At 72.2% G+C, this 24,600-nt stretch carries 24 protein-coding genes; 9 read left to right on the plus strand and 15 right to left on the minus strand.

From position 1 onward, the window contains the following. Positions 1 to 32 precede the first annotated feature (32 nt). The gene (locus HHX33_RS08545; RefSeq protein WP_182874092.1) at positions 33 to 1,043 is read right to left on the minus strand and encodes a PASTA domain-containing protein; all 1,011 of its coding nucleotides are present in this window, start codon (positions 1,041 to 1,043) and stop codon (positions 33 to 35) included. After that, positions 1,040 to 1,540: a SigE family RNA polymerase sigma factor gene (locus HHX33_RS08550; RefSeq protein ID WP_111699927.1), complete on the minus strand. Its 501-nt coding sequence runs from the start codon at positions 1,538 to 1,540 to the stop codon at positions 1,040 to 1,042. The genes HHX33_RS08545 and HHX33_RS08550 overlap by 4 nt, the downstream gene beginning before the upstream one ends. A gap of 73 nt (positions 1,541 to 1,613) precedes the next feature. Here HHX33_RS08550 and HHX33_RS08555 point away from each other — a divergent pair, with 73 nt between their 5' ends. Next, positions 1,614 to 2,633: an adenosine deaminase gene (locus HHX33_RS08555; RefSeq protein ID WP_182874093.1), complete on the plus strand. Its 1,020-nt coding sequence runs from the start codon at positions 1,614 to 1,616 to the stop codon at positions 2,631 to 2,633. A gap of 23 nt (positions 2,634 to 2,656) precedes the next feature. On the opposite strand, the gene HHX33_RS08560 is transcribed toward HHX33_RS08555, so the two are convergent. Then, a complete protein-coding gene (locus tag HHX33_RS08560) occupies positions 2,657 to 2,800 on the minus strand; it encodes a hypothetical protein (RefSeq protein WP_182874094.1) in 144 nt (47 codons plus the stop codon). 259 nt (positions 2,801 to 3,059) lie between these two features. Here HHX33_RS08560 and HHX33_RS08565 point away from each other — a divergent pair, with 259 nt between their 5' ends. Beyond that, positions 3,060 to 4,454 (plus strand): WD40 repeat domain-containing protein, encoded by a 1,395-nt coding sequence (locus tag HHX33_RS08565; RefSeq protein ID WP_182874095.1) that lies wholly within the window; start codon positions 3,060 to 3,062, stop codon positions 4,452 to 4,454. A gap of 34 nt (positions 4,455 to 4,488) precedes the next feature. Here HHX33_RS08565 and HHX33_RS08570 read toward each other — a convergent pair whose 3' ends face one another. Then, a complete protein-coding gene (locus tag HHX33_RS08570) occupies positions 4,489 to 5,328 on the minus strand; it encodes a hypothetical protein (RefSeq protein ID WP_182874096.1) in 840 nt (279 codons plus the stop codon). Continuing rightward, complete coding sequence (locus HHX33_RS08575; protein WP_182874097.1) at positions 5,312 to 5,854, minus strand: RNA polymerase sigma factor; 543 nt, start codon at positions 5,852 to 5,854, stop codon at positions 5,312 to 5,314. Before HHX33_RS08575 ends, HHX33_RS08570 begins: the two co-directional genes overlap by 17 nt. A 196-nt stretch (positions 5,855 to 6,050) precedes the next feature. On the opposite strand from HHX33_RS08575, the gene HHX33_RS08580 reads away from it, so the two are divergent. The 4 genes from HHX33_RS08580 (at position 6,051) to HHX33_RS08595 (ending at position 10,872) form a co-directional block, all read left to right on the plus strand. Further along, positions 6,051 to 6,782 (plus strand): class I SAM-dependent methyltransferase, encoded by a 732-nt coding sequence (locus HHX33_RS08580; RefSeq protein WP_111699931.1) that lies wholly within the window; start codon positions 6,051 to 6,053, stop codon positions 6,780 to 6,782. Between the two features lie 88 nt (positions 6,783 to 6,870). Beyond that, on the plus strand, positions 6,871 to 7,569 hold the full coding sequence (locus HHX33_RS08585; protein WP_111699932.1) for a response regulator transcription factor: 699 nt from the start codon (positions 6,871 to 6,873) through the stop codon (positions 7,567 to 7,569). Next, on the plus strand, positions 7,569 to 8,954 hold the full coding sequence (locus HHX33_RS08590; protein WP_182874098.1) for a sensor histidine kinase: 1,386 nt from the start codon (positions 7,569 to 7,571) through the stop codon (positions 8,952 to 8,954). The genes HHX33_RS08585 and HHX33_RS08590 overlap by 1 nt, the downstream gene beginning before the upstream one ends. Before the next feature lie 40 nt (positions 8,955 to 8,994). Further along, a complete protein-coding gene (locus HHX33_RS08595; protein ID WP_182874099.1) occupies positions 8,995 to 10,872 on the plus strand; it encodes an acyl-CoA dehydrogenase family protein in 1,878 nt (625 codons plus the stop codon). A gap of 105 nt (positions 10,873 to 10,977) precedes the next feature. On the opposite strand, the gene HHX33_RS08600 is transcribed toward HHX33_RS08595, so the two are convergent. The 6 genes from HHX33_RS08600 to HHX33_RS08625 form a co-directional block, all read right to left on the minus strand. Beyond that, complete coding sequence (locus HHX33_RS08600; protein WP_182874100.1) at positions 10,978 to 11,136, minus strand: hypothetical protein; 159 nt, start codon at positions 11,134 to 11,136, stop codon at positions 10,978 to 10,980. A gap of 597 nt (positions 11,137 to 11,733) precedes the next feature. Beyond that, positions 11,734 to 12,879 (minus strand): acetyl-CoA C-acetyltransferase, encoded by a 1,146-nt coding sequence (locus HHX33_RS08605; RefSeq protein ID WP_111699935.1) that lies wholly within the window; start codon positions 12,877 to 12,879, stop codon positions 11,734 to 11,736. A 103-nt stretch (positions 12,880 to 12,982) separates the two neighbouring features. After that, on the minus strand, positions 12,983 to 14,056 hold the full coding sequence (locus tag HHX33_RS08610) for a hypothetical protein (RefSeq protein ID WP_182874101.1): 1,074 nt from the start codon (positions 14,054 to 14,056) through the stop codon (positions 12,983 to 12,985). An 81-nt stretch (positions 14,057 to 14,137) separates the two neighbouring features. Next, positions 14,138 to 15,052 (minus strand): class F sortase, encoded by a 915-nt coding sequence (locus HHX33_RS08615; RefSeq protein ID WP_111699937.1) that lies wholly within the window; start codon positions 15,050 to 15,052, stop codon positions 14,138 to 14,140. A gap of 9 nt (positions 15,053 to 15,061) precedes the next feature. Continuing rightward, entirely contained in the window at positions 15,062 to 15,970 is a 909-nt protein-coding gene (locus tag HHX33_RS08620; RefSeq protein ID WP_182874102.1) for a hypothetical protein, read from the minus strand. A gap of 156 nt (positions 15,971 to 16,126) precedes the next feature. Continuing rightward, positions 16,127 to 17,293 (minus strand): hypothetical protein, encoded by a 1,167-nt coding sequence (locus tag HHX33_RS08625; RefSeq protein WP_182874103.1) that lies wholly within the window; start codon positions 17,291 to 17,293, stop codon positions 16,127 to 16,129. 151 nt (positions 17,294 to 17,444) lie between these two features. On the opposite strand from HHX33_RS08625, the gene HHX33_RS08630 reads away from it, so the two are divergent. Further along, positions 17,445 to 18,257 carry a hypothetical protein gene (locus tag HHX33_RS08630; protein ID WP_182874104.1) on the plus strand — a complete coding sequence of 271 codons (813 nt, stop codon included), beginning with the start codon at positions 17,445 to 17,447 and terminating at the stop codon, positions 18,255 to 18,257. A 55-nt stretch (positions 18,258 to 18,312) separates the two neighbouring features. On the opposite strand, the gene HHX33_RS08635 is transcribed toward HHX33_RS08630, so the two are convergent. Together HHX33_RS08635 and HHX33_RS08640 are read right to left on the minus strand one after the other, a co-directional pair. Further along, positions 18,313 to 19,320 carry a class F sortase gene (locus HHX33_RS08635; RefSeq protein ID WP_182874105.1) on the minus strand — a complete coding sequence of 336 codons (1,008 nt, stop codon included), beginning with the start codon at positions 19,318 to 19,320 and terminating at the stop codon, positions 18,313 to 18,315. Positions 19,321 to 19,331: 11 nt separating this feature from the next. Then, positions 19,332 to 20,735, minus strand: a complete 1,404-nt coding sequence (locus tag HHX33_RS08640; protein WP_182874106.1) for a hypothetical protein — start codon at positions 20,733 to 20,735, stop codon at positions 19,332 to 19,334. Positions 20,736 to 20,973: 238 nt separating this feature from the next. Between HHX33_RS08640 and HHX33_RS08645 the strand changes: the two genes are divergently transcribed. Next, entirely contained in the window at positions 20,974 to 22,119 is a 1,146-nt protein-coding gene (locus tag HHX33_RS08645; RefSeq protein WP_182874188.1) for an acyl-CoA dehydrogenase family protein, read from the plus strand. Here HHX33_RS08645 and HHX33_RS08650 read toward each other — a convergent pair. Then, positions 22,116 to 23,642 (minus strand): FAD-dependent oxidoreductase, encoded by a 1,527-nt coding sequence (locus HHX33_RS08650; RefSeq protein ID WP_182874107.1) that lies wholly within the window; start codon positions 23,640 to 23,642, stop codon positions 22,116 to 22,118. The two genes, HHX33_RS08645 and HHX33_RS08650, sit on opposite strands and share 4 nt — an antisense overlap. A gap of 73 nt (positions 23,643 to 23,715) precedes the next feature. Here HHX33_RS08650 and HHX33_RS08655 point away from each other — a divergent pair, with 73 nt between their 5' ends. Next, positions 23,716 to 24,453, plus strand: coding sequence for a TetR/AcrR family transcriptional regulator C-terminal domain-containing protein (locus tag HHX33_RS08655; protein ID WP_182874108.1), 738 nt, complete (start codon positions 23,716 to 23,718; stop codon positions 24,451 to 24,453). Here the strand turns inward: HHX33_RS08655 and HHX33_RS08660 are convergent. Continuing rightward, complete coding sequence (locus HHX33_RS08660) at positions 24,419 to 24,580, minus strand: hypothetical protein (protein WP_165900601.1); 162 nt, start codon at positions 24,578 to 24,580, stop codon at positions 24,419 to 24,421. The two genes, HHX33_RS08655 and HHX33_RS08660, sit on opposite strands and share 35 nt — an antisense overlap. Positions 24,581 to 24,600: the final 20 nt, after the last annotated feature.

A 24,600-nucleotide genomic window follows, 5' to 3' on the forward strand; every position in this document is an offset into this window, starting at 1 on the left:
AGAGCCGGCCGGAGGCGTCGCGGGGCGGAGTGTCAGCGGTCGAGAGCGACGCCGGCGGCGATCTTCCGCAGTTCCCGGTCGGCCGCGGCCCGGCCGATCTTCGCCTCGTAGTCGGGGCTCATCATCACCTCGATCCCGACGCCGGGAGCGAGGGTCCACGTGATCGTCCGGGTGCCCCCGTCATTGATCTCGTCGCCGCCCTCCGACAGGCTGATCAGGTACGCCTTCTTTCCGTCGACGTCGACCGGCTTGGCGCCCTGCCCGGCGTAGCCTCTCAGCCGCTTCGCGAACAGGCTCGCCGCCGCCTTCCGGTAGACGATCATCTGGACGCTGTACACGCCGGGCTCAAGCCCCGGCTCCACCCAGCTCGTGGTGTAACTCTCGGTGCCGAACCCGTCCTTGCCGGACCACTTGCCCCATTCGAGGTCCTTGGGCAGGTAACCGACGTGGACGCCGCCGAGGGTCCGGCCGTCCCCGAGGTCGCCGAGGTCCTGCGGCGTCCACGAGGTCTGCGCGTCCGGCGCGGTGTCGGACGTCGAGACGACCGTCGTCGCGATGGTGATCATGACCGCCGCCCCGGCGGGCGCGGTCGTCCCGGGGGACGGCGTCTGCGCGATGACCGTCCCCTCCGGGGCGTCGCCGGTGACGACCTTCACGATCCGCACCGTGTATCCGGCGTCGTCCAAGAGGGTCATGACGTCCTCGGCGCTCTTGCCAACCACGTCGGGGACGACGCCCTCGGGCACGGCGACCGTGTCACCGGAGCCGGTCTCGGCCGGGGCCGCCGTCTTCTTGGTGGTGACGCCGGCCCCGCTCCCCGGTCCGGCGAGGCCGCCGGCGACGGGATCGGTGCCGGGCTGGGCGGTCAGCGCCACGGGCACCCCCACCGCGACCGCCGCGGTGAGCACGGCGGCTCCCGCCGTACGAAACCGGACGGCGGCACGACGGCTGCGCCGCCGCACCGCCTGGCCCAGGGACGGCGGCGCGTGCACACCGGCGACGCGCGCGGCCATCGCGTCCCTCAGCGCCTCCTCGACGTTCATGCCGACACTCCTTCCAGGTTCTCCATTCGTGCCCGCACGCGGGCGAGGCCGCGGGCGGCCTGGCTCTTGACGGTGCCGACCGAGCAGCCGAGCAGCGCGGCGGTCTCGGCCTCCGACAGGTCCTCCCAGTAGCGGAGGACCAGTACGGCCCGCATCCGGGCCGGCAGTTTCCTGAGTTCGGCGACCAGCACGTCCCGCAGGCCGAGGTCGGGCGACTCCACCGGCGTCTCCGGCGGCTGGGCGAAGGTGATCTCCTTGATCACCCTGCGCCGCCTGGCCCTGCTGATCGCGCCGTTCACCACGACCCGTCGCGCGTACGCCTCCGGGTTGTCGTGACGGATGCGCGGCCAGTGGCGGTAGACCTTCTCCAGCGCGCTCTGGACCATGTCCTCGGCGTCGGTGGCGGAGGCGCCGCAGACGAGGATCGCGGTGCGCAGGAGGGCGGTGCTGCGCGCGGCCAGGAACTCGTCGAAGGCCGCCTCGTCTTCATCGGTCATGAGCTCCCCTTTCTCCCGTCCACAACGCGCGAGCCCGGCGGCGGGTTGAGAGCGGATACGGCAGGATATGGAGATGGCACGCCCACTCGAAACGCTCCCCAAGGCACACCTGCATCTGCACTTCACCGGCTCGATGCGGCACTCGACGCTCATCGAGCTCGCCCGGGATCAAGGCGTCCACCTGCCCGACGCGCTGGTGCAGGACTGGCCGCCGAAACTGCGGGCGACCGACGAGCGGGGCTGGTTCCGGTTCCAGCGGCTGTACGACATCGCGCGGTCCGTGCTGCGCCGCCCGGAGGACGTGTACCGGCTGCTGCGCGAGGCCGCCGAGGACGAGGCCAGGGAAGGCTCTCGCTGGCTGGAGATCCAGGTCGACCCGTCCGGGTACGCGCAGCGTTTCGGCGGGCTGACCGAGACCCTGGAGCTGATGCTCGACGCGACGGAGAAGGCGGCGCGGGCGGCGGGGATCGGGATGGCGGTGATCGTGGCCGCCAACCGTACCCGGCACATGCTCGACGCCAGGACGCTGGCCCGGCTCGCGGTGCGGTACGAGGGCCGGGGCGTGGTGGGCTTCGGGCTGTCCAACGACGAGCGGCGGGGCCGGGCCAGGGACTTCGAGCACGCCTTCCGCATCGCCAGGCGCGGGGGCCTGCTCGCCGTACCGCACGGGGGCGAACTGCTGGGGGCGGCGAGCGTCGCCGAGTGCCTCGACGAGCTGGCCGCCGACCGGATCGGGCACGGGGTGCGCGCGGCCGAGTCGCCCCGGCTGATGGAACGGCTGGCCGACCGGCAGATCACCTGTGAGGTGTGCCCGCTGTCGAACGTCGGGCTGGGGGTCGCCGAGCGGCCCGAGGACGTGCCGCTGCGGCGGCTGTTCGAGGCGGGAGTGCCGATCGCGCTCGGCGCCGACGACCCGCTGCTGTTCGGCGCCCGGCTGCTGCCGCAGTACGAGCTCGCCAGGGAGGTGTACGGCTTCGCCGACGCGGAGGTCGCCGAGCTCGCCCGGCAGTCCATCCGGTCGTCGGCCGCCCCCGAACCGGTCCGGAAGGAACTCCTGGCCGAGATCGACGCCTGGCTCGCCGCTCCCGCCTGATCTCCCCCATCCGGCCCGAGGCATCAGCGCCGCAGCAGCAGTCGCAGCACGCGCATGGCCCGGGCACGGCGGGCGGAGTCGGCGGAGAACAGGTAGACCACCGTGAGAGCGGCCGGCAGCGACAGGCCGGCGACGCCGATGGCGGCCAGCTGGGACAGGATCGTCATGGGTGTATCCCTTCGCGTAGGCGGCGTGCGCCGCCGGGACCAGCGGTCATCCCGCGGGCCCGCACGGCGACAGCCGGCCGCCGGTGATCCGGCGGTGATCCCAGGGTGAAAGACGCCGGAGGCCCGTTGACGGTTACGGCCGATCTTTGACACCACCGGACGAAGTCGTACGCCCCCTGACAGGCGCCGTACGTCCTGCGGCGGTGGCGTCACGCGAAACGCCGTGTGTTGTGCGATGGTCTGGGATGCTCGGTCCACGATGTCCGAGAACTCGTCACCCACCTCCGGTGAGGAGGCGCTGGCCGCGCTGCGCGACCGGTTACAGGAGCTGTACCGGCGCCGGGGCAGGCCCAGCTACCGCGAGCTGGCCAGGCTGACCGGCCAGGCGCTCAGCCACACCACGGTCGGCATGGTGATCCACTGCCGGAAGCTGCCGCGCCTCGGCCAGCTCGAACTCGTCGTCGAGGCTCTGGACGGCGACCCGGAGGCGTACCAGGCCCTGTGGCTCGCCGCCGACGAAGCGGACTCGGCAGCGGCGGGCACGAGCGCCCCGGCGCGACTCGGAGGGCCATACCGGCCCACCGGCACCGCATTCCCTCATACCGAAGCGATCGGCGGCGTGGCGTTCCATCCCGACGGCCGTCTCCTGGCCACGCGCACCGAGGGCAGGAACGCGACGGTGCGACTGTGGGACGTGGCCACCGGCGAACCGGTCGGCGACCCCCTCACCGCTCGCAACGGCTGGGTCCACGAGCTGGCCTTCCACCCGGACGGACACCTTCTCGCGGCCGCGGGCGACGCGGCGCTGCGTCTGTGGGACGTGACCACCGGCGAACCGGTCGGCGCCCCCCTGACCCTCCACTCCGCGGGCCACCGGACCGTTGCTTTCCACCCCGGCGGCCGACTGATCGCCGTCGGCGGAGGCGACGACACCGTGCGGCTGTGGGACGTGACCACCGGCAGACCCGCCGGCGACGTCCGTACGGGCCACAGACATCCGGTCTTCGCCATCCGGTCTCTGACCTTCCACCCGGAGGGCCGGCTGCTGGCGACCGCGGGCAACGACGCGACCGTACGGCTGTTCGATGTGATCACCGGCGAACCGGTCGGCGGACCTCTGGTCGGGCACAAGAGCGAGGTCACCGGGGTGGTCTTCCATCCGGACGGTCATCTGCTCGTGTCCACCGGCAACGACGCGACCGTGCGGCTGTGGGATGTGATGACGGGCGAACCGGTCTGCTCCCCGCTCATGGGACACATCGGCTTCGTCTCCGAACCGGCCTTCCACCCCGACGGCCGGCTGCTCGCCACCGCCGGGCTGGAGGACGGGGACGTGCGGCTGTGGGATGTGTCCGCTCACCGGCCGGTCGGCGAGCCCTTCTCCCACAGCGGCGCCGTCCGCGCGCTGGCCTTCCACCCCGACGGTCACCTGCTGGCCACCGGCGGCAACGACGCGACGCTGCGCCTGTGGCGGGGCGAGTCCACGCCCGAGCCGCACCTGTCACGCCGCCGCGCCGACCGGCTGCGCGCCCGGCTCACGGCCGTACGAGAGGATCGTGACCGGCTGGCGCGCGAGGTCGCCGCCTTGGGAGCCGCGCCGGGAGCGGAGCGCGACGGGCCGTCGCGGCAGGTGCAGCGCGGCGGCGGCCGATAGCCGGCCCCTCCGCTGCTCCCCCGCGTGTTCCGCTTCAGCGGACGGAGGAGGCGATCCGTACGGCCTCGTCGCGGCCGGGGCCCTCAAGGCGCAGCCCGACCAGGCCGTGCTGCCAGATGAGCGTGGGCCCGGCCACCCGCTCCTCCCGCGCCCGGCCCTCCGCCGAGACGTACGACACCCCGTGGTTCCGGGAGATCCACCAGCCGCCGACCGCGCTCACCTGCTCCGGCCACGGCTCGCCCAGTTCCTTGTGCCAGACGACGGTCAGCGTCCCGTCGTACTCGTCGAGCCGGATGCCCGGCCACAGCAGCGTCACGACGCGGCCGCCGTCGGCCACGCGGACGTCGGCCGGTTCGCCCAGCGCGGACGGCACGGCGACGGGGAACCGCACGGCCCGCCGCGCCTCGGCCAGCGTGACCCGGCGCTCGCCGGGGAGCGGGCCGGGCAGTCCCGTCGGCAGCGGCCCTGCGCCGCCGACGTGGATCTCCACCCCGGCGAACCGGAGCACCGACACCACCGCGGCCCGTCCCTGCGGGGTCGCGCCGAGCAGGGCCGCCACCAGCACCGCCACCAGGGCGGCCGCGAGGCGCGGCGACGGCCGCCTGAGCCACCACCTGGGCCGCCAACCGATCCGGCGAGTGGGCAGGATCGGCGCGTCGTCGTTCTCCAGCCGGGCCCGGACGGCGAGCGCCACGTCGGCGGGAGGCGGCCCGGAAGCGCCCAGGTGCTCTCCGAGCGCCCGCAGCCGCTCCTCCAGCGCTTCCACGGTCGTCTCCGCCGGCTCCGTCGTCTCAGGGCCGTCCGAGGCGTCGGGGGCGTCCGGCGTCTCCGGGGTGTCGGGGTCGCCGGGACGGCCGTCATCCGAGATGCTCACGGCCCACCTCCTCCCGCAGGCGTCGCAGGGCCCGGAACGTCCGCGACTTCACCGTGCCGAGCCGTACGCCGAGGACCTCGGCCGTCTCCGCCTCGGACAACTGCAGGAAGTACCGGCACACCACCGCTTCGCGTTCCCCGTCGGGCAACCGCCGCACCGCCTCGTACAGGCGGCTCCTGCCGTCCGCGCCCATCGCCGCGCTCTCCGGGTCGTCCGGCTCGTACGGCTCCCGCTCCCGGCCCAGCCGTACGGCGAGGTCGGAGCGGCGGCCACGCGACCGGGTGAGGTCGTGGGTCACGTTGGCCACGATCCGCAGGAACCACGGGCGGAACGACGCGTCCCTGCGGAAGCTCCGCAGATGGCGGAACGCCTTGACGAACGCCTCCTGGACGACGTCCTCGGCCTCGTCGCCCGCGCCGAGCAGGCTCGCCGTACGGTGCGCGATCGTGCTGTAGCGGGTGACCAGCACCTCGTAGGCGCCGAGATCACCGGCCAGCGCGCGGGTCACAGCCTCGTCGTCGTCCATCGGGGGGAAATGTCACTCGGGGGGCGTCGGGAAGGTGAAGACTATGGGGGGACGGATGATCCGTCCACGAACTACGGGGAAAAGACCGTCGAGAACCCCGAAGCGTGTCCCGGCCCACCCCCGCGCGAAGCGGATACCGGCCGATAGGACGGGCACTACACTTTCCACGATCGTCAGCGCTGCAAACGAGGATTCTATGTCTGGGTATGACCGAGTAGTCCAGCCGGCCGCCGGCGACGAGGCTCTGGAGAACCACCTCGGCGGCGACGAGGCCAAGAACTACCGGCAGTACGAGTTCGACATGGTCGCGCCGCACGTCGGGCGGTCGTTGCTGGAGATCGGTTCGGGGCTCGGGCACTTCGCGGAGCAGTTCCTGCCGCGTCTCGACCGGCTCGTGGTGAGCGACTTCGATCCCTACTGCGTGGAGCAGCTGCGGAAGCGGTTCGCCGACCGCGACGACGTGTCGGTGCTGCAGTTCGGCCTGCCGACGCGGATTCCGCTGGACGAACCGGTCGACACTGTCGTGATGATGAACGTCCTCGAACACATCGAGGAGGACGCCGAGGCGCTGCGGTCCCTGGCCAGGGTGACCGCCCCCGGCGGCCGGATCGTCATCTGGGTGCCGGGCTACATGCAGCTTTACGGGGACTTCGACCGCAAGGTGGGACACGTCACCCGCTACACCCCGGCCACGCTCCGCAAGACGGTCACCGACGCCGGCCTCGGCGTCGAGGTGCTCAAGCCGATCAACTTCCTCGGCGGCATCGCCTGGTGGGCGGCCGTACGGCGGGGCGGCGTGGGCTACCCCGACCCCCGGCTCGTCAAGATCTACGACCGGACCGTGGTGCCGGTGACCCGGTTCATCGAGCGGTTCGTCACCCCGCCGTTCGGCCAGACCGTGTTCTGCGTCGCCCGCGTCCCGCGATAAGTCGCACACGTCCTGAAGGAAGTCGCTCGCGTCTCGGCATGACCGGCGAAATGCGACCAAGGACGTAGACCTGCACAATGGGTCCCCAATGAGTGAAACCAGGATCCTCGTCGTGGAGGACGAGCCGAACATCAGAGACATCGTGGAAGTCGCGCTCCGGTTCCACGGTTTCACGGTGACGGCCGTCGGCACCGGGGCGGCCGCGATCGACGAGGTCGGCAGGGACCAGCCCGACCTGGTCGTCCTCGACGTCATGCTGCCCGACATCGACGGCTTCGAGGTGTGCCGGCGGATCCGCGTGGACGGCGTCCACCCCCCGGTGATCTTCCTCACCGCCCGCGACGCGGTCGCCGACACCGTGCGCGGGCTGGGCCTCGGCGGGGACGACTACGTGACCAAGCCCTTCTCCGTCGAGGCGCTGGTCGCCCGGATCCGTGCGGTGCTGCGCCGTACGACCGTGCCCGCCGCGGCCGAGCGGGGACAGGGGCCGACCCTCCGGGTGGCCGACCTGGAGCTCGACGAGGCGCGGTGGGAGGTGCGCCGCGGCGGCGTGCCGGTGGACCTGTCGCCGACCGAGTTCCGCCTGCTGGCGTTCCTGATGGCCAACGCCGGGCTGGTGCTGACCAAGAGGCGCCTGCTGGAGGAGGTCTGGGGCTACGGCGGGAGCTCCCAGGTGCTCGAAACCTACATCTCCTACCTGCGGCGCAAGCTCGACCCGCTCGGGCCGCCGCTGATCCACACCCAGCGCGGCATCGGGTACGCGCTCCGCCCGCCCCAGGGTTCGTGATGTCGCTGCGGACGCGGCTGCTCGCCGGGCTGCTCGGCGTCAGCGCCGTCCTGCTCGTCGTGCTCTCCCTCGCCAGCGTCGTGGTCCTGCGCGGGCACCTGCGAACGCGCCTGGAGGGACAGGTGCAGGCGGCGACGGTCACGGCGGCGCGGCGGGTGGTCGAGGACGACCCGCTGGCGCAGGCGCTCACCGGCTCCACCTACGCCGTCGCGGCCTACGACATGGCCGCCGGGAGGGCCCATCTGGTCAGCGGCGACGCCGACAACGCCGCGGTGGTCCCCGGGCTGGCCGAGGCGCTGGGCAGGAGCCGGCTGCTGGCGTACGCGGCGCAGGGTGACACCTTCGACCTCGATCCCGGCGGGGAGAACGAGATGATCGCGGCGGCCGCGCTGTCCCGGAGCGGCCTGCGGCTGATGGTCGTCGCGGTGCCCCTGGACGCGGTCGACGATCCGGTGCGCCACCTGCTCGTCAGCGAACTGGCGACCGGCGGGGTGCTGATCCTGCTGCTGGCCGCCGGCGGGCGGCTGCTGATCGCCGGTGGTCTGGCTCCACTGGGCAAGATGGCGCGGACCGCCCACCTGGTGGCCGAGGGAGGCGACCTGTCGGCCCGCATGCCCGAGGGGTCGTCGGAGGTGGGCAGGCTCGGCGCCGCGATCAACCTGATGCTCGACCGGATCGCGGACGCCTTCCGGGACCGCCAGGCGTCGGAGGACCGGGTGCGCCGCTTCGCCGCCGACGCCTCCCACGAGCTGCGCACCCCGCTGTCGACCATCTCCGGGTACGCCGAGCTGTACCGCGCGGGGGCGATCCCGTCCGGGGACCTTCCGAAGATCATGGGAAGGATCGAGGCCGAGGCCAACCGCATGGGTCGCCTCGTGGGCGAGATGCTGGAGCTCGCGCGGCTCGACCGCGGCGCGGCCCTGGCGCTCGCCGAGACCGACCTGGCGCAGTTGGCCCGGGAGGTCGCGGCCGACTCGGCCGCTCTCGACCCGGCGTACCCGGTGACCGTGGACGCTCCGTCCTCGCTGGTCGCGGTCGTGGACGAGGCCAGGATCCGCCAGGTGCTGGTCAACCTGCTCGGCAACGTGCGGGCGCACACCCCCGAGGACACCAAGGCCACCGTACGGATCCTGCGCGCCCCCGGCGCGGTGACGATCCAGGTGTCGGACACCGGCCCCGGCATGAGCCCGGAGCAGGCCGAGCGCGCCTTCGACCGGTTCCAGCGGGGAGAGGACCACCTGTCGGGCGGCGCGGGGCTCGGCCTGTCGATCGTGAAGGCCATCGTGGAGGCGCACGGCGGCCGGTGCCGGATCATCTCCTCCCCCGGCGGAGGCACGGCCGTACATATCGGGCTCCCAGTGGTGCAAAAGGCTACTGGCGGGTAGTTAACGAGCACAGCTCGCTTCACCGCCGAGGAGGTCGACCATGACGACCGATTACGCCAGGGCCAGGGAGGTGGCCGAGCAGGCGCGCGAGACGGAGTGGACCCGCCCGAGCTTCGGCAGGCAGCTCTTTCTCGGGGACTTCCGGCTGGACCTGGTGCACCCCGCTCCCCGCCTGAGCGAGGAGGAGATCAAGAAGGGAGACCACTTCCTGCGCGTCCTGCGGACGTTCCTGCAGGAGAAGGTCGATCCCGCGCTCATCGAGCGCACCGCCGTGATCCCGGACGAGGTGATCAAGGGCCTGGCGGCCATCGGCGCGTTCGGGATGACCACCGAGGAGGAGTACGGCGGGCTGGGGCTGAGCCACCTGTACTACTGCCGGGCGCTGGCCCTCGTGACCTCGTGCTCCCCCGCGCTGAGCGCGCTGCTCTCGGCGCACCAGTCCATCGGGGTGCCGCAGCCGCTGCGGCTGTTCGGCACCGAGGAGCAGAAGCGGCGCTTCCTGCCCAGATGCGCGCGCGGGGAGATCTCGGCGTTCCTGCTGACCGAGCCGGACGTCGGCTCCGACCCCGCCCGCCTGTCGACGACCGCCATACGGGACGGCGACGACTATGTGATCAACGGCGTCAAACTGTGGACGACCAACGGCGTCGTGGCCGGCCTGCTGGTCGTGATGGCGCGGACCGGCACCAAGATCTCCGCCTTCGTGGTCGAGGCCGACTCCCCCGGCATCACCGTCGAGCACCGCAACGCGTTCATGGGGCTGCGCGGCATCGAGAACGGCGTGACCCGCTTCCACCAGGTGCGTGTGCCCGCCGAGAACCTCATCGGCCGCGAGGGCCAGGGCCTGAAGATCGCCCTGACCACGCTGAACACCGGACGCCTTTCCCTGCCCGCCACCTGCGTCGGCGCGGCGAAGTGGGCCACCAAGATCGCCCGGGAGTGGGGCCGGGCGCGGGTCCAGTGGGGACGCCCCGTCGGCGAGCACGAGGCCGTCGCCCGGAAGGTCGCCTTCATCTCCGCCACCGCGTACGCGATGGAGTCGGTGGTCGACCTGGTCGGCCGGCTGGCCGACGACGAGCGCAACGACATCCGCATCGAGGCGGCGCTGGCCAAGCTCTACGGCTCGGAGATGGGCTGGCGGGTGATGGACGACCTGGTGCAGATGCGGGGCGGCCGCGGTTACGAGACCGCCGAGTCGCTGCACGCCCGCGGCGAGCGCGGCGTGCCGGTCGAGCAGATGCTGCGCGATCTGCGGATCAACCGCATCTTCGAGGGCTCGACCGAGATCATGCATCTGCTCATCGCCCGGGAGGCGGTGGACGCCCACCTGTCGGTCGCGGGCGAACTCATCGACCCGAAGTCCGACCTGCGGGCCAAGGGCCGGGCGGCCACCCGGGCCGGCGCCTTCTACGCCAAGTGGCTGCCGGGCCTGGTCACCGGCCCGGGCCAGATGCCCACGTCGTACGCGGAGTTCGGCCCGCTGGCCCGGCACCTGCGGTACGTCGAGCGGACCAGCCGCAAGCTGGCGAGGTCGACGTTCTACGGGATGTCCCGGTGGCAGGGACGGCTGGAGCACCGGCAGGGGTTCCTGGCGCGGATCGTGGACATCGGCGCGGAACTGCTCGCGATCACCGCGGTCTGCGTGCGCGCGCAGGAGGACTCAGCCGAGTTCGGGCTCAAGCCGTACGAACTGGCCGACACCTTCTGCCATCAGGCCCGGACGCGGGCCGAGGCGCTGTTCGACCGGCTGTGGGAGAACACCGACGCCGAGGACGTACGGCTGGCCCGGCGGGTGCTCGACGGCCGGTACACGTTCATGGAGGAGGGGATCGTGGACCCGTCGCTGGAAGGGCCGTGGATCGCCTCGCAGCGCACCGGACCGGCCACGTTCGACGACGTGCACCGCCGCATCGGCTGAGCCGTTCGGCCCGTCTGAACGACTTCGCCCGGAAACGGGACGGGCCCCGCCCCGCGACGCTGCGGGACGGGGCCGGGCCCGTGGAGCAAGGACGAGCCGGGTGGCTCACACGTCGTAGCAGTACATCCAGCCGTAACCCGAGATGTAGCAGCGGTACCAGCCTTCCGGCTTCATCGCGTGCGCCGGGGAGGACAGGACGCCGAAGGTGGTGACGGCCACGGCCGTGGTGGCGAGAACGGCGGCGGCGCGCTTGATGGACTTCACTGGGATCACTCCTGGTGGGACTGTGTCTCTCTGACGGATATGAGTAGACACGACCGGACTTGGGATGATCTGGGAGTCGACTTGGACTCCGCTTGTACGCCGACGGCCCACACTTGGTGACGATTAGACGCGCGAAAAATCCTTTGTGCCCGGTTGCGCCACCTTGTTAGGGTCACCGGCATGTGGATTCTCTACGGCGACCGCTGATCAGCCCACGCTGATCCGCTCAGCTTTCCGGCCCTGTCCATCCGACGCGGCGGCTGAGTGACGGCACCTCGGTGCCGCGTCTCGACGTACCAGGAGATCCCTTATGCGTACTCGCGTGTCCGGCAGAAGCGGTGACGGCGGCAAGCAGAACCCGCGCACCCCGCAGCCCAGGCGTTCCTTCCCGCCCCCGCCACGCCAGATCCCGGCGCCGCCCATGAGGCCCGTACGGCAGCCTCGGCGACTCCCGAAGGCCAAGTAGGCCGTCCGCACATCGAAGGGCACTCCGGCCGGCCCGGAGTGCCCTTCTTCTCGCCGCCCGGCGGTCGCCTCAGACCGAGACGAGCACCGATGGATCAACGGTGAGCTCCACCGGCGTGCCGGGCCGGTGGGTCAGAGTCGCTCGATGATGGTGACGTTGGCCTGGCCACCGCCCTCGCACATCGTCTGCAGGCCGTACCGGCCGCCGGTGCGCTCCAGTTCGTGCAGGAGCTTGGTCATGAGGATCGCGCCGGTGCCGCCGAGCGGGTGCCCCAGGGCGATCGCGCCGCCGTTGGGGTTGGTCCTGGCCGGGTCGGCGTCGATCTCCTTGAGCCAGGCCAGCGGCACCGGGGCGAAGGCCTCGTTGATCTCGATGACGTCCATGTCCCCGATCGACAGCCCGGCCCTGTCCAGCGCCTTGCGGGTGGCCGGGATCGGGGCCGTCAGCATGTAGACCGGGTCGTCCCCGGCCAGCGCCAGGGTGACGATCCGGGCGCGCGGGACGAGTCCGTGCTCGCGCACCGCCCGCTCGGACGCGATGAGCAGCGCGCCGGAGCCGTCGGAGATCTGCGAGGAGGTGGCCGCGGTGATCCGGCCGCCCTCGCGCAGCGTCTTGAGCCCGGCCATCTTCTCCAGCGTCGTGTCAGGCCGCGGCCCCTCGTCGTCGGCCACGTCGCCGACCGGGGCGATCTGCTCCCTGAAGTGGCCGCCCGCGATCGCCTTGGCCGCCCGCTGGTGGCTCTCGTAGGCGTAGACCTCCAGGTCCTCCCGCGTGAGGCCCCACTTCTCGCACATCAGCTCGGCCCCGCGGAACTGGGAGATCTCCTGCGTGCCGTACCGCTCGACCCACTTGTCGCCGAACGGGAACGGCATGCCCTTCTCCAGGGCGGCCGTGATGCTCGACCCCATCGGGACGATCGACATCGACTCCACGCCGGCCGCCACGACCAGGTCCTGGGTGCCCGACAGCACGCCCTGCGCGGCGAAGTGGACGGCCTGCTGCGACGATCCGCACTGCCGGTCGATCGTGACGCCGGCCACCGTCTCCGGCAGCCCCGCGCTCAGCCAGGCGTTGCGCGCGATGTCCATGGACTGCGGGCCGAACTGCATCACGCAGCCCATGATCACGTCGTCGACGGCGGCGGGGTCGACCCCGGTGCGTTCGACCAGCGCGGAGAGCGTGTGCGCGGCGAGGTCGACCGGATGGACCGTGGAGAGCCCGCCCTTCTTCCTGCCGACCGGAGTACGGACCGCCCCGACGATGTACGCCTCTGCCACAGTGCCTCCCGAGCAAAACCGAGCAATGTTCGGTTAGTGAGAGGTTACACCAGAGCTTTCGTCGGGGCAGGCGCGGTACAGGCAGGATTCAGGTGAGCAGGGTTCAGGCGAGCGGGGTTCCGGCATATCCCCCGGGCAGCACGTCGGCGGGCTCGGCGAGCTGGAAGCCCCGGCTGTCGGCGGCGATCCCCTGCAGCCGCTGGGCGATCTCCAGTGCCACCGCCGCCCGCCCGACGAGCGCGTCCCGCGCGACGGCGACCGCGTCGTCGCCGGACCCGGCACCGCCTTCCACCACCCCGGTTTCCGTAGCACCGGTCTCCGCAGCACCGGTCTCCGCAGCACCGGTCTCCGCGGCGTCGCTCTCCAGGGCGTCCGGATCATCCACGTCCTCAGGACGCGCGGTCTCCTCGCCCGGCGCGACGGGAACCTCGTCGCCGGAGGCGACGGCGGCCGTGTCGTCGGCGTCCGCGGTGTCTCCCGTTCCTCCGGTCGCCTCGGCGGCGGGCCGCGTCTCCTCCGTACGGCCGGCCGGCGAGACTCTCGCGACGGCGATCTCGGTGAGGTACGGCCAGCGGGCCTGGGCGACGGGCGGGACGCGGTGACCCTCCTCGATCGTGATCACCAGGTCGTCGTCCGCGTACACGTCGGCCACCCTGCCCCGGCGCACGGGGACGTGGACGACGCCGTCGACGAGTTCGCCCTCCGGCCACCTGGCACCGTCCACGGCGTCCGCGTGGAGCAGCCCCGCCAGGACCGGCAGGACCTCCTCGGGTTCCGGTACAGCCGGCAGGTAGACCACCGGATCGCCGCCGTCCTCCTCGGCGGGGTCGACCGGCTCGCCCTGGCAGACCGACCAGCCGCCCAGCCGGTACGCGATGCCCTCGGCCAGGCTCTTGTCGAAGAAGTCCACCGGCAGCGGGCCGTCGGCGGCGATCCGGCACGCCCAGAGCGGCTCCTCGCCGGGGACGCCGAGCTTGGCCAGGAGGTCCGGGCCGAGCTCGATCGGGGGCTGGACGCGCGAGCCGCCCGCGAGGACGTCGTCCCCGTCCGGCCTCGCCTCGGGATCGGCGAGCTGCGCTATCGCCAGCAGTGTCTTCGGGTCCGGCCGGGCGGGCAGCAGTGCCGTGGGGCCTGTGCGCAGCCGGCCGGGGAGCAGGAGATTCGACAACCAGCCCACAAGGCCCTCCTCATGATCGGTCGAAGAGACGATAGCCCTCCTGGGGCGTTCTCCACGACCCTTTCCGGCGGGCCGCCCGGTTCAGGACTTCGACTTCGCCAGGCGGGTGCCGGTCATCAGTGCGTAGACGATGACGTTGTCGGTGTAGTGACCGGTCGTGCGGTTGTACGAGCCGCCGCAGGTGATCAGCCTGAGCTCGGCGTCCGCGGCCTGGCCGTACACCCGGTTCGTCGGGAACGTCTGCTTGTCGGCCTGCTCGATGCCGCCCACGGTGAAGACCGCGATCGTCCCGTCCATGCGGAGGACCTCGATCGTGTCGCCGTACGCGAGCTCGTGCAGGCGGCTGAAGACGGCGCTGCGCGAGACGGTGTCCTTGTGGCCGAGCATGACGGCCGGACCGGCCTCTCCCACGGTCGGGCCGCCCCGGTACCAGCCGACGAGGTTGTGGTTGTTGATCGGAGGGGTCTGGATCGCGCCGGCGCGGTCCAGCCCGACCGAGCTGATCGGCGCGTTCACGCCGATCTTCCGGATGACCAGACGCTTGGGCGTGGACGGCTGCAGGGCCGGGGCGGCCGGGAGCTTCGGCAACGGCGCCGGGGCGCCCGCGACCGCCTGCGTCAGCGGCTGCCCCACGCCGCCCGGGCCCACCGACGGAGCCAGGCCGTTCTGTGGAACCACCATCTTCAGCGACGTACGGCTCGACGGAGCGTACTCGTCCGGGTGGTTCACCATGATCACCACACCCACGAGCACGGTGACCAGCCCCACGATGGCCGCGGTGATCAGCACACGGCGGGCCGTCTGCGCGGCGCCGCCCGTGGGCGGCTCCTGCCGCGGCTGCGGCTGCTGCTGTACGGGCTGCATCTGGGGGGGCAGCACGACCGGCTGGAAGACGGGCTGGCCGTAGGCCGGCTGCGGGTACCCCTGACCGCCCGGCCCGGGAGGCATGCCGTACGGCTGGCCCGGCGGGTACTGTCCAGGTGGCGGGGTCGTCATGGCACCGTCCTACTGCCGCGCCGGCCTGCGCCGGGTCCGGAGCACGAGCCCGCCGCCCGCCGCCGCCAGCATCAGCGCGGTGCCGGTGAGCACGAACAGGCGCGCGTCGGGGCCGGCGTCTCCTCCGCCGCCGGTGGCGGCGCCGCCCGCGGGCGTGTGGGGAACCTGCTCCTGCCTGGTCGTCGCCTTGTCGGTCGCGGTGTTCGCGGTGACCGTCTCGTACACGGTGCGGGTACCGCGCGGCGTGGGCGTCGCGCTCGGCGTGGCGGAAGGGCTGGGAGTGGGGGTCGCGCTGGAGGAGGCCGTCACCGCGATCGTCGCCGACGCGGGCGTCGTGTTGGTGCCCGACGCCGCGATCGCGCACGTGTAGAGCAGGGTCGGCGTCGTCGTGACGGTGCCCGTCGCGGCGGGCGCGAGCATGTTGATCGTGAAGTTCTTCGCCGTGAGGGCGACGGACGTGGCCCCGGTGGACGGGGTGACGGTCAGCGTCGCCACCGGCAGCGGGGGCATAGTCCCCTGGGCCGCCACGTTCGCGGTCACCGAGTTGGTCGGCGATGGCGTGGAGACGCCCGCGGTCGCCGTGGCGGGCAGCACCGTGGCCGCCACGCTGGGCTGCAGCTGGATCGACGCGCCGCTCTCGATCGCCACCGGCGCCGGGAACGGCGACTGCGCGACCGCCGCGATGCTCAAAGTCGCGGTGTACTGCGTGCCGGTCGCCGCCGTGTTCGCGGTGAGCGACACGGTGAAGTCATGGTTGACGGGCGTGGCCCCGGTGGCGGACGGGGTGCAGGTGTAGCTGACGGTCTTCACGTCGGCCTGCGCGCCGAGCGCGGTCAGGCCGAGGAGGACGCCCGCGCTGACTACTCCGGCCGCGGCGGCCCTCCCGGCGACACGGCCCCGCGCCTTGGACTTCAGCACTGACTTCTCTCCCCTACTTGTGCTCAGGATGAACAGGCGTACCAGCATTCCAGAGTACGGTCACGACAGGGTAGAGATTTTACGGACAAAAGCCCCATCGTCGCCGCCGATTCCCCAAACCTGGTCATGTTTTCGTCATATCCGCGTCACGCCACGCTACCGCCCGCCGTACGGACGCGCGCCCGGGCCGAGCCGGCGGAGCAGCAGGCCTCCGGCCGCGGAGGCGGCCATCAGCAGCAGGCCGGTCAGCACGACGACCCGGGCGTCCGGGCCCGCGTCTCCGCCCGCGCCCGTCTGCGCGCCGCCGACCGGGGTCGTCCTGACCTGCGCGGTCACCGTGTGGGAGACGGTCGTGGTGGCCCTGGCCGTGGCGGTGTGCGTGACCGTCGCCGTCGCGGTCGCCGTCGTCGTGGTGGTCTCGGTCGGGCTGGGCGTCGTGGTCGTGTCGTCGTCATCGGTGTCCGACGGGCTCGGCGACGCGGACGAAGAGGCGGAGGGCGACGCCGAGGCGGCGACGGTGAGCGCGAGCGAGGCCCCGGCCGCGGAGGCCGGCAGCGTGCACGTGTAGAGCGCCGCTCCCGTGCCGGTCCCGGACGGCAGCAGACGCAGCGTGAAGTCGCCGGCCTCCACCCCGACGACCCCGGTGGCCGTCGGGGTCAGCGTGACGACCAGATCGGGGATCGGCGACAGGGTGGCCTGCGCCGCCACGGGCGTCTCGGCGGTCACTCTGGCCGAAGGGCTCAGCGTGCGGCCGCCTTCCGCGGCGAGGGACCCCGTCGCCGGATCCGACTCGTCCGGGGGCGGCGTCGTGTCGGTGTCTCCCTGCGGATCCGTGTCACCGGCGGGCGGGCTCGGGCTCGGAGTCGCGCTGGGACTGACGCTGGGGCTCACACTGGCACTGGCACTGGCACTCGCACTGGCGCTGGGACTCGCACTTGCGCTGGGGGACGGCGAGGGAGACCCGCTCACCACGGGGGTGCCGGTCACCTTCATCACGCCCTCCGCGACCACGGCGTCGCCGGACGCGACGGCCGTCGGCGCGAGCATCGGCGTCTGCCCCTCGGCGGTCGTGGCGGGGGCCATCCGCCAGGTGACCGGGACGTTGCCGCCCACCGTCGGGCTGTCGGGCCCGAGCAGGGTCACGCTCACCGGGTAGGTCCCCTGGCCGCCGCCCATCGCGGTGCAGGAGTAGAGGACGGTCTTGGTCCCGCTCGCCGCGAGCACCGGCCACGTCATCAGTGCGAACGCCGCCGTCGCTCCCGCCGCCACCCGCGCCGCGATTCGTCGCCGGCCACTCCGCTGCCGGACGCTCGGGTCGGCCACGCCGTCTCTCCCGCCACCTCAGTCGCGTACAGGTTGGCCATCAGTCTTCCAGGAGTTGACCACCGCCATAACCACATGCAGCGGGAAGTCAGGAAATTCTCAGGGAACCCCCACGGACTTCCGGCGGTAAGCAGGACGGAGGTTGACTGAGATGAGACGACTGATCATGGCACTCGCCGCGCTGGCGGCGGTCCTGGTGACGGCGCCGCCCGCACACGCCCGCGCGGGGTTCTGGGCCGTCACCGAACTCGATCCGCTGCCCGCGACGTTGCGGCCCGGTGTGTCCTACACGGTCGGCTACTGGGTGCTGCAGCACGGCACGCATCCGTACGACGACTACGGCGCGCTCGGGCCGACCGGCCTGCTGCTGACGGGAGAGGACGGCACGACCCTGAGCTTCGGCGGGACGCCGTTGCCGGATCCCGCCCACTACGCGACGACGATCACGGTGCCGGCCGGGCGGTGGCGGGTGCAGGGCGTGCAGGGCAAGTTCGCGCCCTACGAGGTGGGGACGCTCACCGTGCCGGGGACGCTGAAGCCGGCCCCGCCGCAGTACGCGATGCAGGCCGGATCGGAGATCACGGACTACTGGGGCCGGGTGAAGCCGCCGGGGTTCCCCTGGAAGGCGGCGACCGTGATCCCCGCCCGTGCGCCGTTCGCCACCCCGCCGGGTTCCTCGTCCGAGCAGGGGTCCGGGCAGGCCGCGGAGCAGGCGGGGCTCGCGCCACCGACCCCGCAGGCCGCACGATCGATGCGGCCGGACGGAGCCGCGGCCGCGGACGACGGCGGCTCCCCGCCCTGGCGGGAGCCGTACGCGCTGGTCGTGGTGGCCCTCGCGGCGGTGGCCGGAACGCTGCTGGTCCAGCGCGCGGCCCGGGCCGCGCGTGCGGCCGGACGCCGCGAGCCGGTCGACCCGCCCGAGCGCGAGGCGCGGGAGGGCGAAGAGGTGATCGGGCTGGGCTGACCACCCGCCGGAGTGAGGGGCGCGACGGCGCCCCTCACGGGCGAGCGGACTCGGGCTACTTACCCTTGCCCTTGGTCGCCGTCAGCGTGGCGTAGACGACGATGTTGTCGGTGTAGCTGTGCTGCTTGGCGTTGAAGACGCCGCCGCAGGTGATCAGCCGCAGCGAGGAGGTGATCGTGTTGCCGTAGACCCGCTTGGTCGGGAACGCCGACTTGCTGACCTGCTCGATCCCGTCCACCGTGAAGATCGCCGTCTTGCCGTCCGCGCGCAGTACGGCGATCTTGTTGCCGCGCTTGAGCTCGCGCAGGCGGCTGAACACGGCCGCGCCCTTACGGGTGTTGACGTGCCCGAGGATGATCGCCGGCCCCTGGTCGCCGGGGGCGGGCCCGAAGCGGTACCACCCGGTGAGGCTCGGCCGGCTCAGCGGCGGCGCCTGGATGGCGCCGGACTTCTGCACTCCCACGGAGCCGACGGCGGCCTTCACGCCGATCGACGGAATGCTGATCTTCAGCGGCCTGCCGGTGACCTTCTTCGCCGTCGCCGTCTTCGCCGTGCTCGTCTTCGCCGTGTTCGAGGACGAGGACACCGGCGAGGAGGACGACGAGGCCGTGGTGGTGGTGAGGGTCAGCGGGCCGATCGGCTGGATGGCGGGCTGCGGCGGCGGCGCGGTCGCGTTCGCCGCCGTCAGCGGCACGCCCGGCCCGCCCGGGCCTACGGTCGGAGGCAGCAACGCCACGCTGCCGGCGTCCTGCACGTTCAACTGCACGCCCGGCGTCTGACCGGCGTCCTGGGAGCCGCCGGGCGACAGCACGGCGAGCATGCCCGCCATCACGGCGGCGATGCCGCCGAACGACCCGGCCACGAGCAGCGTCGCGAGAACCGGCTGCGGAAGGCCCCTACGCTTCCCCGCCGCGTCCCCCTGGACGCCCTGCGGGCTCGTGCCGCCCTGCGCGTCCGGCACGCTCTGGGAGCTCTGCGCGGCGTGGCCGCTCTGCGCTTTCTGCGCGGCTTGGCCGCTCTGTGGGTCCTGGGCGGGGGTGCCGCCCTCAGGAGTCGGGTTCATCGTCATCCTCCTCAGCCCCGCTCGCCCGCGTGCGCCGCCCTGCGCCGCAGCAGTGCCACGCCGCTGAGCACGCCGATCATCAGTAGCGCGCCGCCGGAGCCGAGCAGGAGCGGGCCCGATGCGGCCATCCGCTCCGGAGCCTCACCGGTCTGCGCGCCGCCCTGCGGAGTGACCGCCACCTGCGCCACCGTCGGCGTCGCGGTCAGCGTCACGGTACGCGTCGCCGTCGGCGACGGGCTGCCCTTCACGATCACGCTCGTCAGATAGCTCTGCGTCGCCGCCGCCGACGGAGAAGAACTCGGCGTCGTGCTCGGCGACACCGACGGAGACGGCGAGCCTCCGCTCGGCGACGGGCTGTTGCCGTCAGGCGTGCCACTCGGCGAACCGCTCGGCGACACCGACGGCGAGGTGTCCCCGGACGGGCTGCCCGAAGGACTGCCCGGCGTGTCACCGCCGCCGATGGTCACCTGCACGGCGACCGGAGCGCTGATGAGCGTGCACGTGGCGCGGTACTGCGGCGGCGGGCCGGGCAGCTCACCGGTGATGACGCGGAAGGCGTCCAGCAGCGTCCGCTTGTCCTCGACGTTCTTGATGGTGATCGTGTGCTGGCCGTAGTCGAGCCCCTTGAAGCTCCACAGGGTCTGGCCCCCGACGTTCGAGTCGTTCACCATCGTGTCGTCGTCGTTGCGGGAGGGGTTGACCCGCGGCGGCGTCCCCAACTGGTTGTCGACCCAGAACTCGACCGGTCCCGCGCGCCGGTCCCGCTGCGTGACGTACTCGATCCCGGTGCCGGTGAAGGTGAGCGACGCCCACGCGCCGGCCTTGGTGGTCCGGTGGAAGTCCAGGTGGTAGTCGTTGTCCCCGCTCGGCCGGTCGTCGACGTTGTTCCAGTCGCCCGGGCTGTAGGTGATCGAGGGGTCGTCGTCGTTGACCATGATCTCTGAGGCGGGCGGCCGGAAGTCCACATAGAGGTTGCCCGGCTTCACCGTCACCGTGCCGGCCCTCGTGGTGTACGCGAAGTCCGAGATCGTGGTCGGCAGGGTGAGGGGGGTGCCCTTCTTCATCGCCTCGGTCTGGTCGATGCTCCCCACCGGCTGCAACTGTCCCTGCCAGCCGTCGCTGAGGTTGACCTCTCCGGTCACGTAGATCCTGCCGCCGTTGGGCAGCAGGGTGGGCGCCCCGAAACGCGTCGCGTCCCGGTACGCCAGGTTCCAGGCGACGTTGAGGGGATCCTTGACGTTCAGCGTCGTGGGAACAGTGAGCTTCGTCCGGAGATAGACCGTGCCCGATCCCGTCCCCGCGATGCCCTGGTTACAGGCGTAGTCGACGACGAGGTCGGCGGTACTGGCCGTGGCCGTCACCGCCGGTACGACGATCGCCGCCGTGCCGGCCAGGCCGAGGGCCAAGGCGGCCATGGTCCTAGGGAGACCCGCTCTCCACCGTTTCACCACATACTCCGATCAAAGGTCCGCGCCCTGGCGGGCCTACAGCAAACGCGAGCTAGATCTTAGAGGTACGGAAGTGGTCAAAGGGGTCGTTATGGCGATGGTGTCGGAGTTGTGACCCGCCGTACGAGAAAGAGCCGATCGACCGGGGCGGGACCAGAATCGTATTCTGGTGGCGCTGACCGATCCTGCCCCGGAGGCGTACCTGATGCGGCGAGACCTCTTCGACGAGGAGCACGACCTCTTCCGTGAGACCGTCCGTGAGTTCATGGCCCGTGAGGTCGTCCCCCACCACGCGCAGTGGGAGAAGGACGGCATCGTCCCCCGCGAGGTGTGGAAGAAGGCCGGTGAGCTGGGCATGTTCGGCTTCTCCGTGCCGGAGGAGTACGGCGGCTCGGGCATCTCCGACTTCCGCTACAACACGGTGATCGTCGAGGAGATCATCCGTGTCGGCGCGACGGGCCTGGGCTTCGGCCTGCACAACGACATCATGGCGCCGTACCTGGTCGACCTCACGAACGACGAGCAGAAGCAGCGGTGGCTGCCGGGCTTCGCGTCCGGCGAGCTGATCACGGCGATCGGGATGACCGAGCCGGGGGCCGGCAGCGACCTGCAGGGCATCCGCACCACCGCCGTCCGTGAGGGTGACCACTACGTGGTGAACGGGCAGAAGACCTTCATCACCAACGGGATCAACTCCGATCTCGTCGTGGTCGTCGTCAAGACCGACCCCTCGGCGGGCGCCCGCGGCACGTCGCTGCTGATGGTGGAGCGCGGCATGGAGGGCTTCACCCGGGGCCGCAACCTGGAGAAGGTCGGCATGCACGCCCAGGACACGGCCGAGTTGTTCTTCCAGAACGTCCGGGTGCCGGTGGCCAACCTCCTCGGCGACGAGGAGGGCCAGGGGTTCTTCCAGCTGATGAACAACCTGCCGCAGGAGCGGTTGTCGATCGCGGTCGCGGCGGTGGCGGCGGCGGAGACCGTCCTGGAGGAGACGATCGAGTACTGCCGCAGCCGCACCGCCTTCGGCCGGAACATCGGCAAGTTCCAGAACACCCGGTTCGTGCTGGCCGAGCTGGCCACCGAGGTCGACATCGCCCGCCACTATCTGGACAAGTGCGTACGCGCGCTCAACGCCGGGGAACTGACGGCGGTGGACGCGGCCAAGGCCAAGTGGTGGACGACCGAGCTGCAGAACAAGGTCGTCGACCGGTGCGTCCAGCTGCACGGCGGTTACGGCTACATGCTGGAGTATCCGGTCGCCAAGGCCTGGCTGGACAGCCGGGTCCAGACGATCTACGGCGGCACCACCGAGATCATGAAGGAGATCATCGGCAGGTCGTTCGACTTCTAGCCGTCCCGCCCGCGGGCCAGCAGGCGGTCGAGCACGCCGCCGAGCCGTTCGGGGCCGCCTTCCGCCCGCCAGGCGACGTACCCGTCGGGGCGCACCAGCAGCGCGCCGCCCGGCGGGATCGCGGCCAGATCGACGGCGTGGGCGGTCAGGCCGAGCCTGGCCGCCTCGGCCGGCCACGCGGCCCCGCCCGCCTCGTCGCGGTCTCCGCCGGGCCGCCTGGTGAAGACGGTGAACCGCGACCGTACGAGGTCGAGAGTGGACACGCCCTCGGACACCCAGGCGTGCGGCATCCGGGAGCCGGGGGAACCGTCGAGGCAGGCGACCACGTCCTCGGCCGAGGGCAGTTCGGGCCGCGGGTCGATCACGGCCGCGGAGACGTACCGCTGGCCGAGGTGCACGACCGGGGCGTTGAGAACGCCCGCCGCCGCCCGCGCCTCCGCGGCGGCGGGGCCGTGGCCCCAGTGCAGGGCGGGGTCGGACATCCGCACCAGCGCCTGCTCCATGGTGAGCGACGCCACCGGCCGGCGTTCGGTGTCGTAGGTGCCGAGCAGCGCGGGGCCGGCCTCGCCGCGGAGCACGAGGGCCAGCTTCCAGGCCAGGTTGTGCCCGTCGGCGACACCCGTGTTGAGGCCGAAGGCGCCGAGCGGCGGCACGGCATGCGCGGCGTCTCCGGCCAGGAACACCCGCCCCTGGGCGAACCGCTCCGCGACCTGGGCCCGCACCCGCCAGACCAGCGTGCTGAGGATCTCCACGTCCAGATCCGGCACGCCGGTCGCGGCGCGGATCAGCGCGGGGGCCGGTTCCCGGTCGAGTCCGGTGAGGAACACCCACTCCTTCTCGCCGTCGATCGTGATGAGCATGCCCGGCGCGGCCGGATCGGTGATCTCACAGGCGACGAAGTGCCGTCCGCGGACCAGTTCCCGCAGGTCGGCGCGGAACAGGATGTTCTGCCCCGGTTCCGTGAGCGCGCCCGGACCGGTCAGGCCGATGCCCAGCGCGGCCCGGACCTCACTGCGGACGCCGTCGGCCGCCACCAGGTAGCGGGCCCGCACCCGCTCTCCCGTGGACAGCACGGCCGTGACGCCCTCCTCGTCCTGGGTGAACGAGACCAGCCCGGTGCCGTACGACACGGTCGCGCCACGCTCGCGGGCGGCGGCGAGCAGTACGGGATCCAGCCGGTTCTGCGGGCAGGGGCCGCGTAACGCGGCGGGGCTGTAGGGCGCCTGCCGGGGGACGGCGGGCGCGGGCGGGGCGGTCTCCGCCAGGTCGGCCAGGGTCCGCGCCCTCGCCTTGCCCAGGGCTCCCGCCGACCAGTCGAGGGCGACCGCGTCCACCGCGCCGGCCAGGCCGGTCTCCCGGAGCATCTCCACCGTCCGGACGCCGATTCCCGTGGCCCGTGGGTGCGACCGCGGACCCTCGTCGCGCTCCACCAGCAGCGTCCTCACTCCGTGGTGGCTCAGGAAGACCGCCGTGGCCAGTCCCACCGAGCCGCCTCCCACGACCAGCACCTCTGTCGTACGCATAGGTCCCCCTCCAATTTCGGGTACGGTGTTCCCGTAATGGGAACACCGTACCCGCACCGGTACGATGGGCGCCATGGGTGCGGAGAGCTCACTTCCAGGCCGGGTGTGGGGCCGGGAACGGCCCACGCCGCGGCGGCAGGCGCCGACGGTCGGGCGCATCGTGGAGGCGTCGATCGCGCTGGCCGACGCCGAAGGGCTCGACGCGCTCTCCATGCGGCGCGTCGCCGCCGATCTCGGCTCGGGCACGACCTCGCTCTACCGGTACGTGACCGGGCGGGACGAGCTCCTGGAGCTGATGGTCGACGCGATCGCGGGCGAGACGGAGCCCGCTCCGCTGACCGGGGACTGGCGGGCCGACCTGGCGGCGATGGCGCGCGCGCATCGGGCGACGCTTCTGCGTCATCCCTGGCTCGGCGCGGTGATGGCGACCCGGCCCGCGCTTGGCCCGAACTCCCTACGCGGCATGGAGCACGCGCTCGCCGCCGCCGGGCAGCTCACCTCCGACATCACGCTGGCGGCCGGCGTCGTCGCCCTCGTCGGCGACTACGTGGCGGGAGCCGTCTCCCGCGAGGCGGCCGAGCAGGAGGCGCAACGCCGGACCGGCCTGACGGAGGAGCAGTGGCGGGCCGGGGTCGGCCCGTACATCCGCGAGGTGATCGAGAGCGGCGCCTACCCGCAGTTCGCCCGGCGGGTCGTCGAGGCCCGGGACCAGACCTACGGCGAGCGGTTCGAGTTCGGGCTGGCCTGCCTGCTGGAGGGGGTCGCCGCGACGTGCGTCAGCGGTGCTGCTGGCCCCACAGGAGCAGCATGACCAGTACGAAGACGATCATCACCCCCGCGTAGGCCACCGTGCCCAGCCGGAAGAACCGGCGCACCTTGTTCAGCAGCCACGCGAACAGGAACGCCAGGAAGACCAGAAGGATGAGTCCGGGGTCCATGACGATCAGTATGCGCGTCT

It is taken from the genome of Microbispora sp. H10670 (assembly GCF_014161385.1).
GTDB lineage: Bacteria > Actinomycetota > Actinomycetes > Streptosporangiales > Streptosporangiaceae > Microbispora > Microbispora triticiradicis.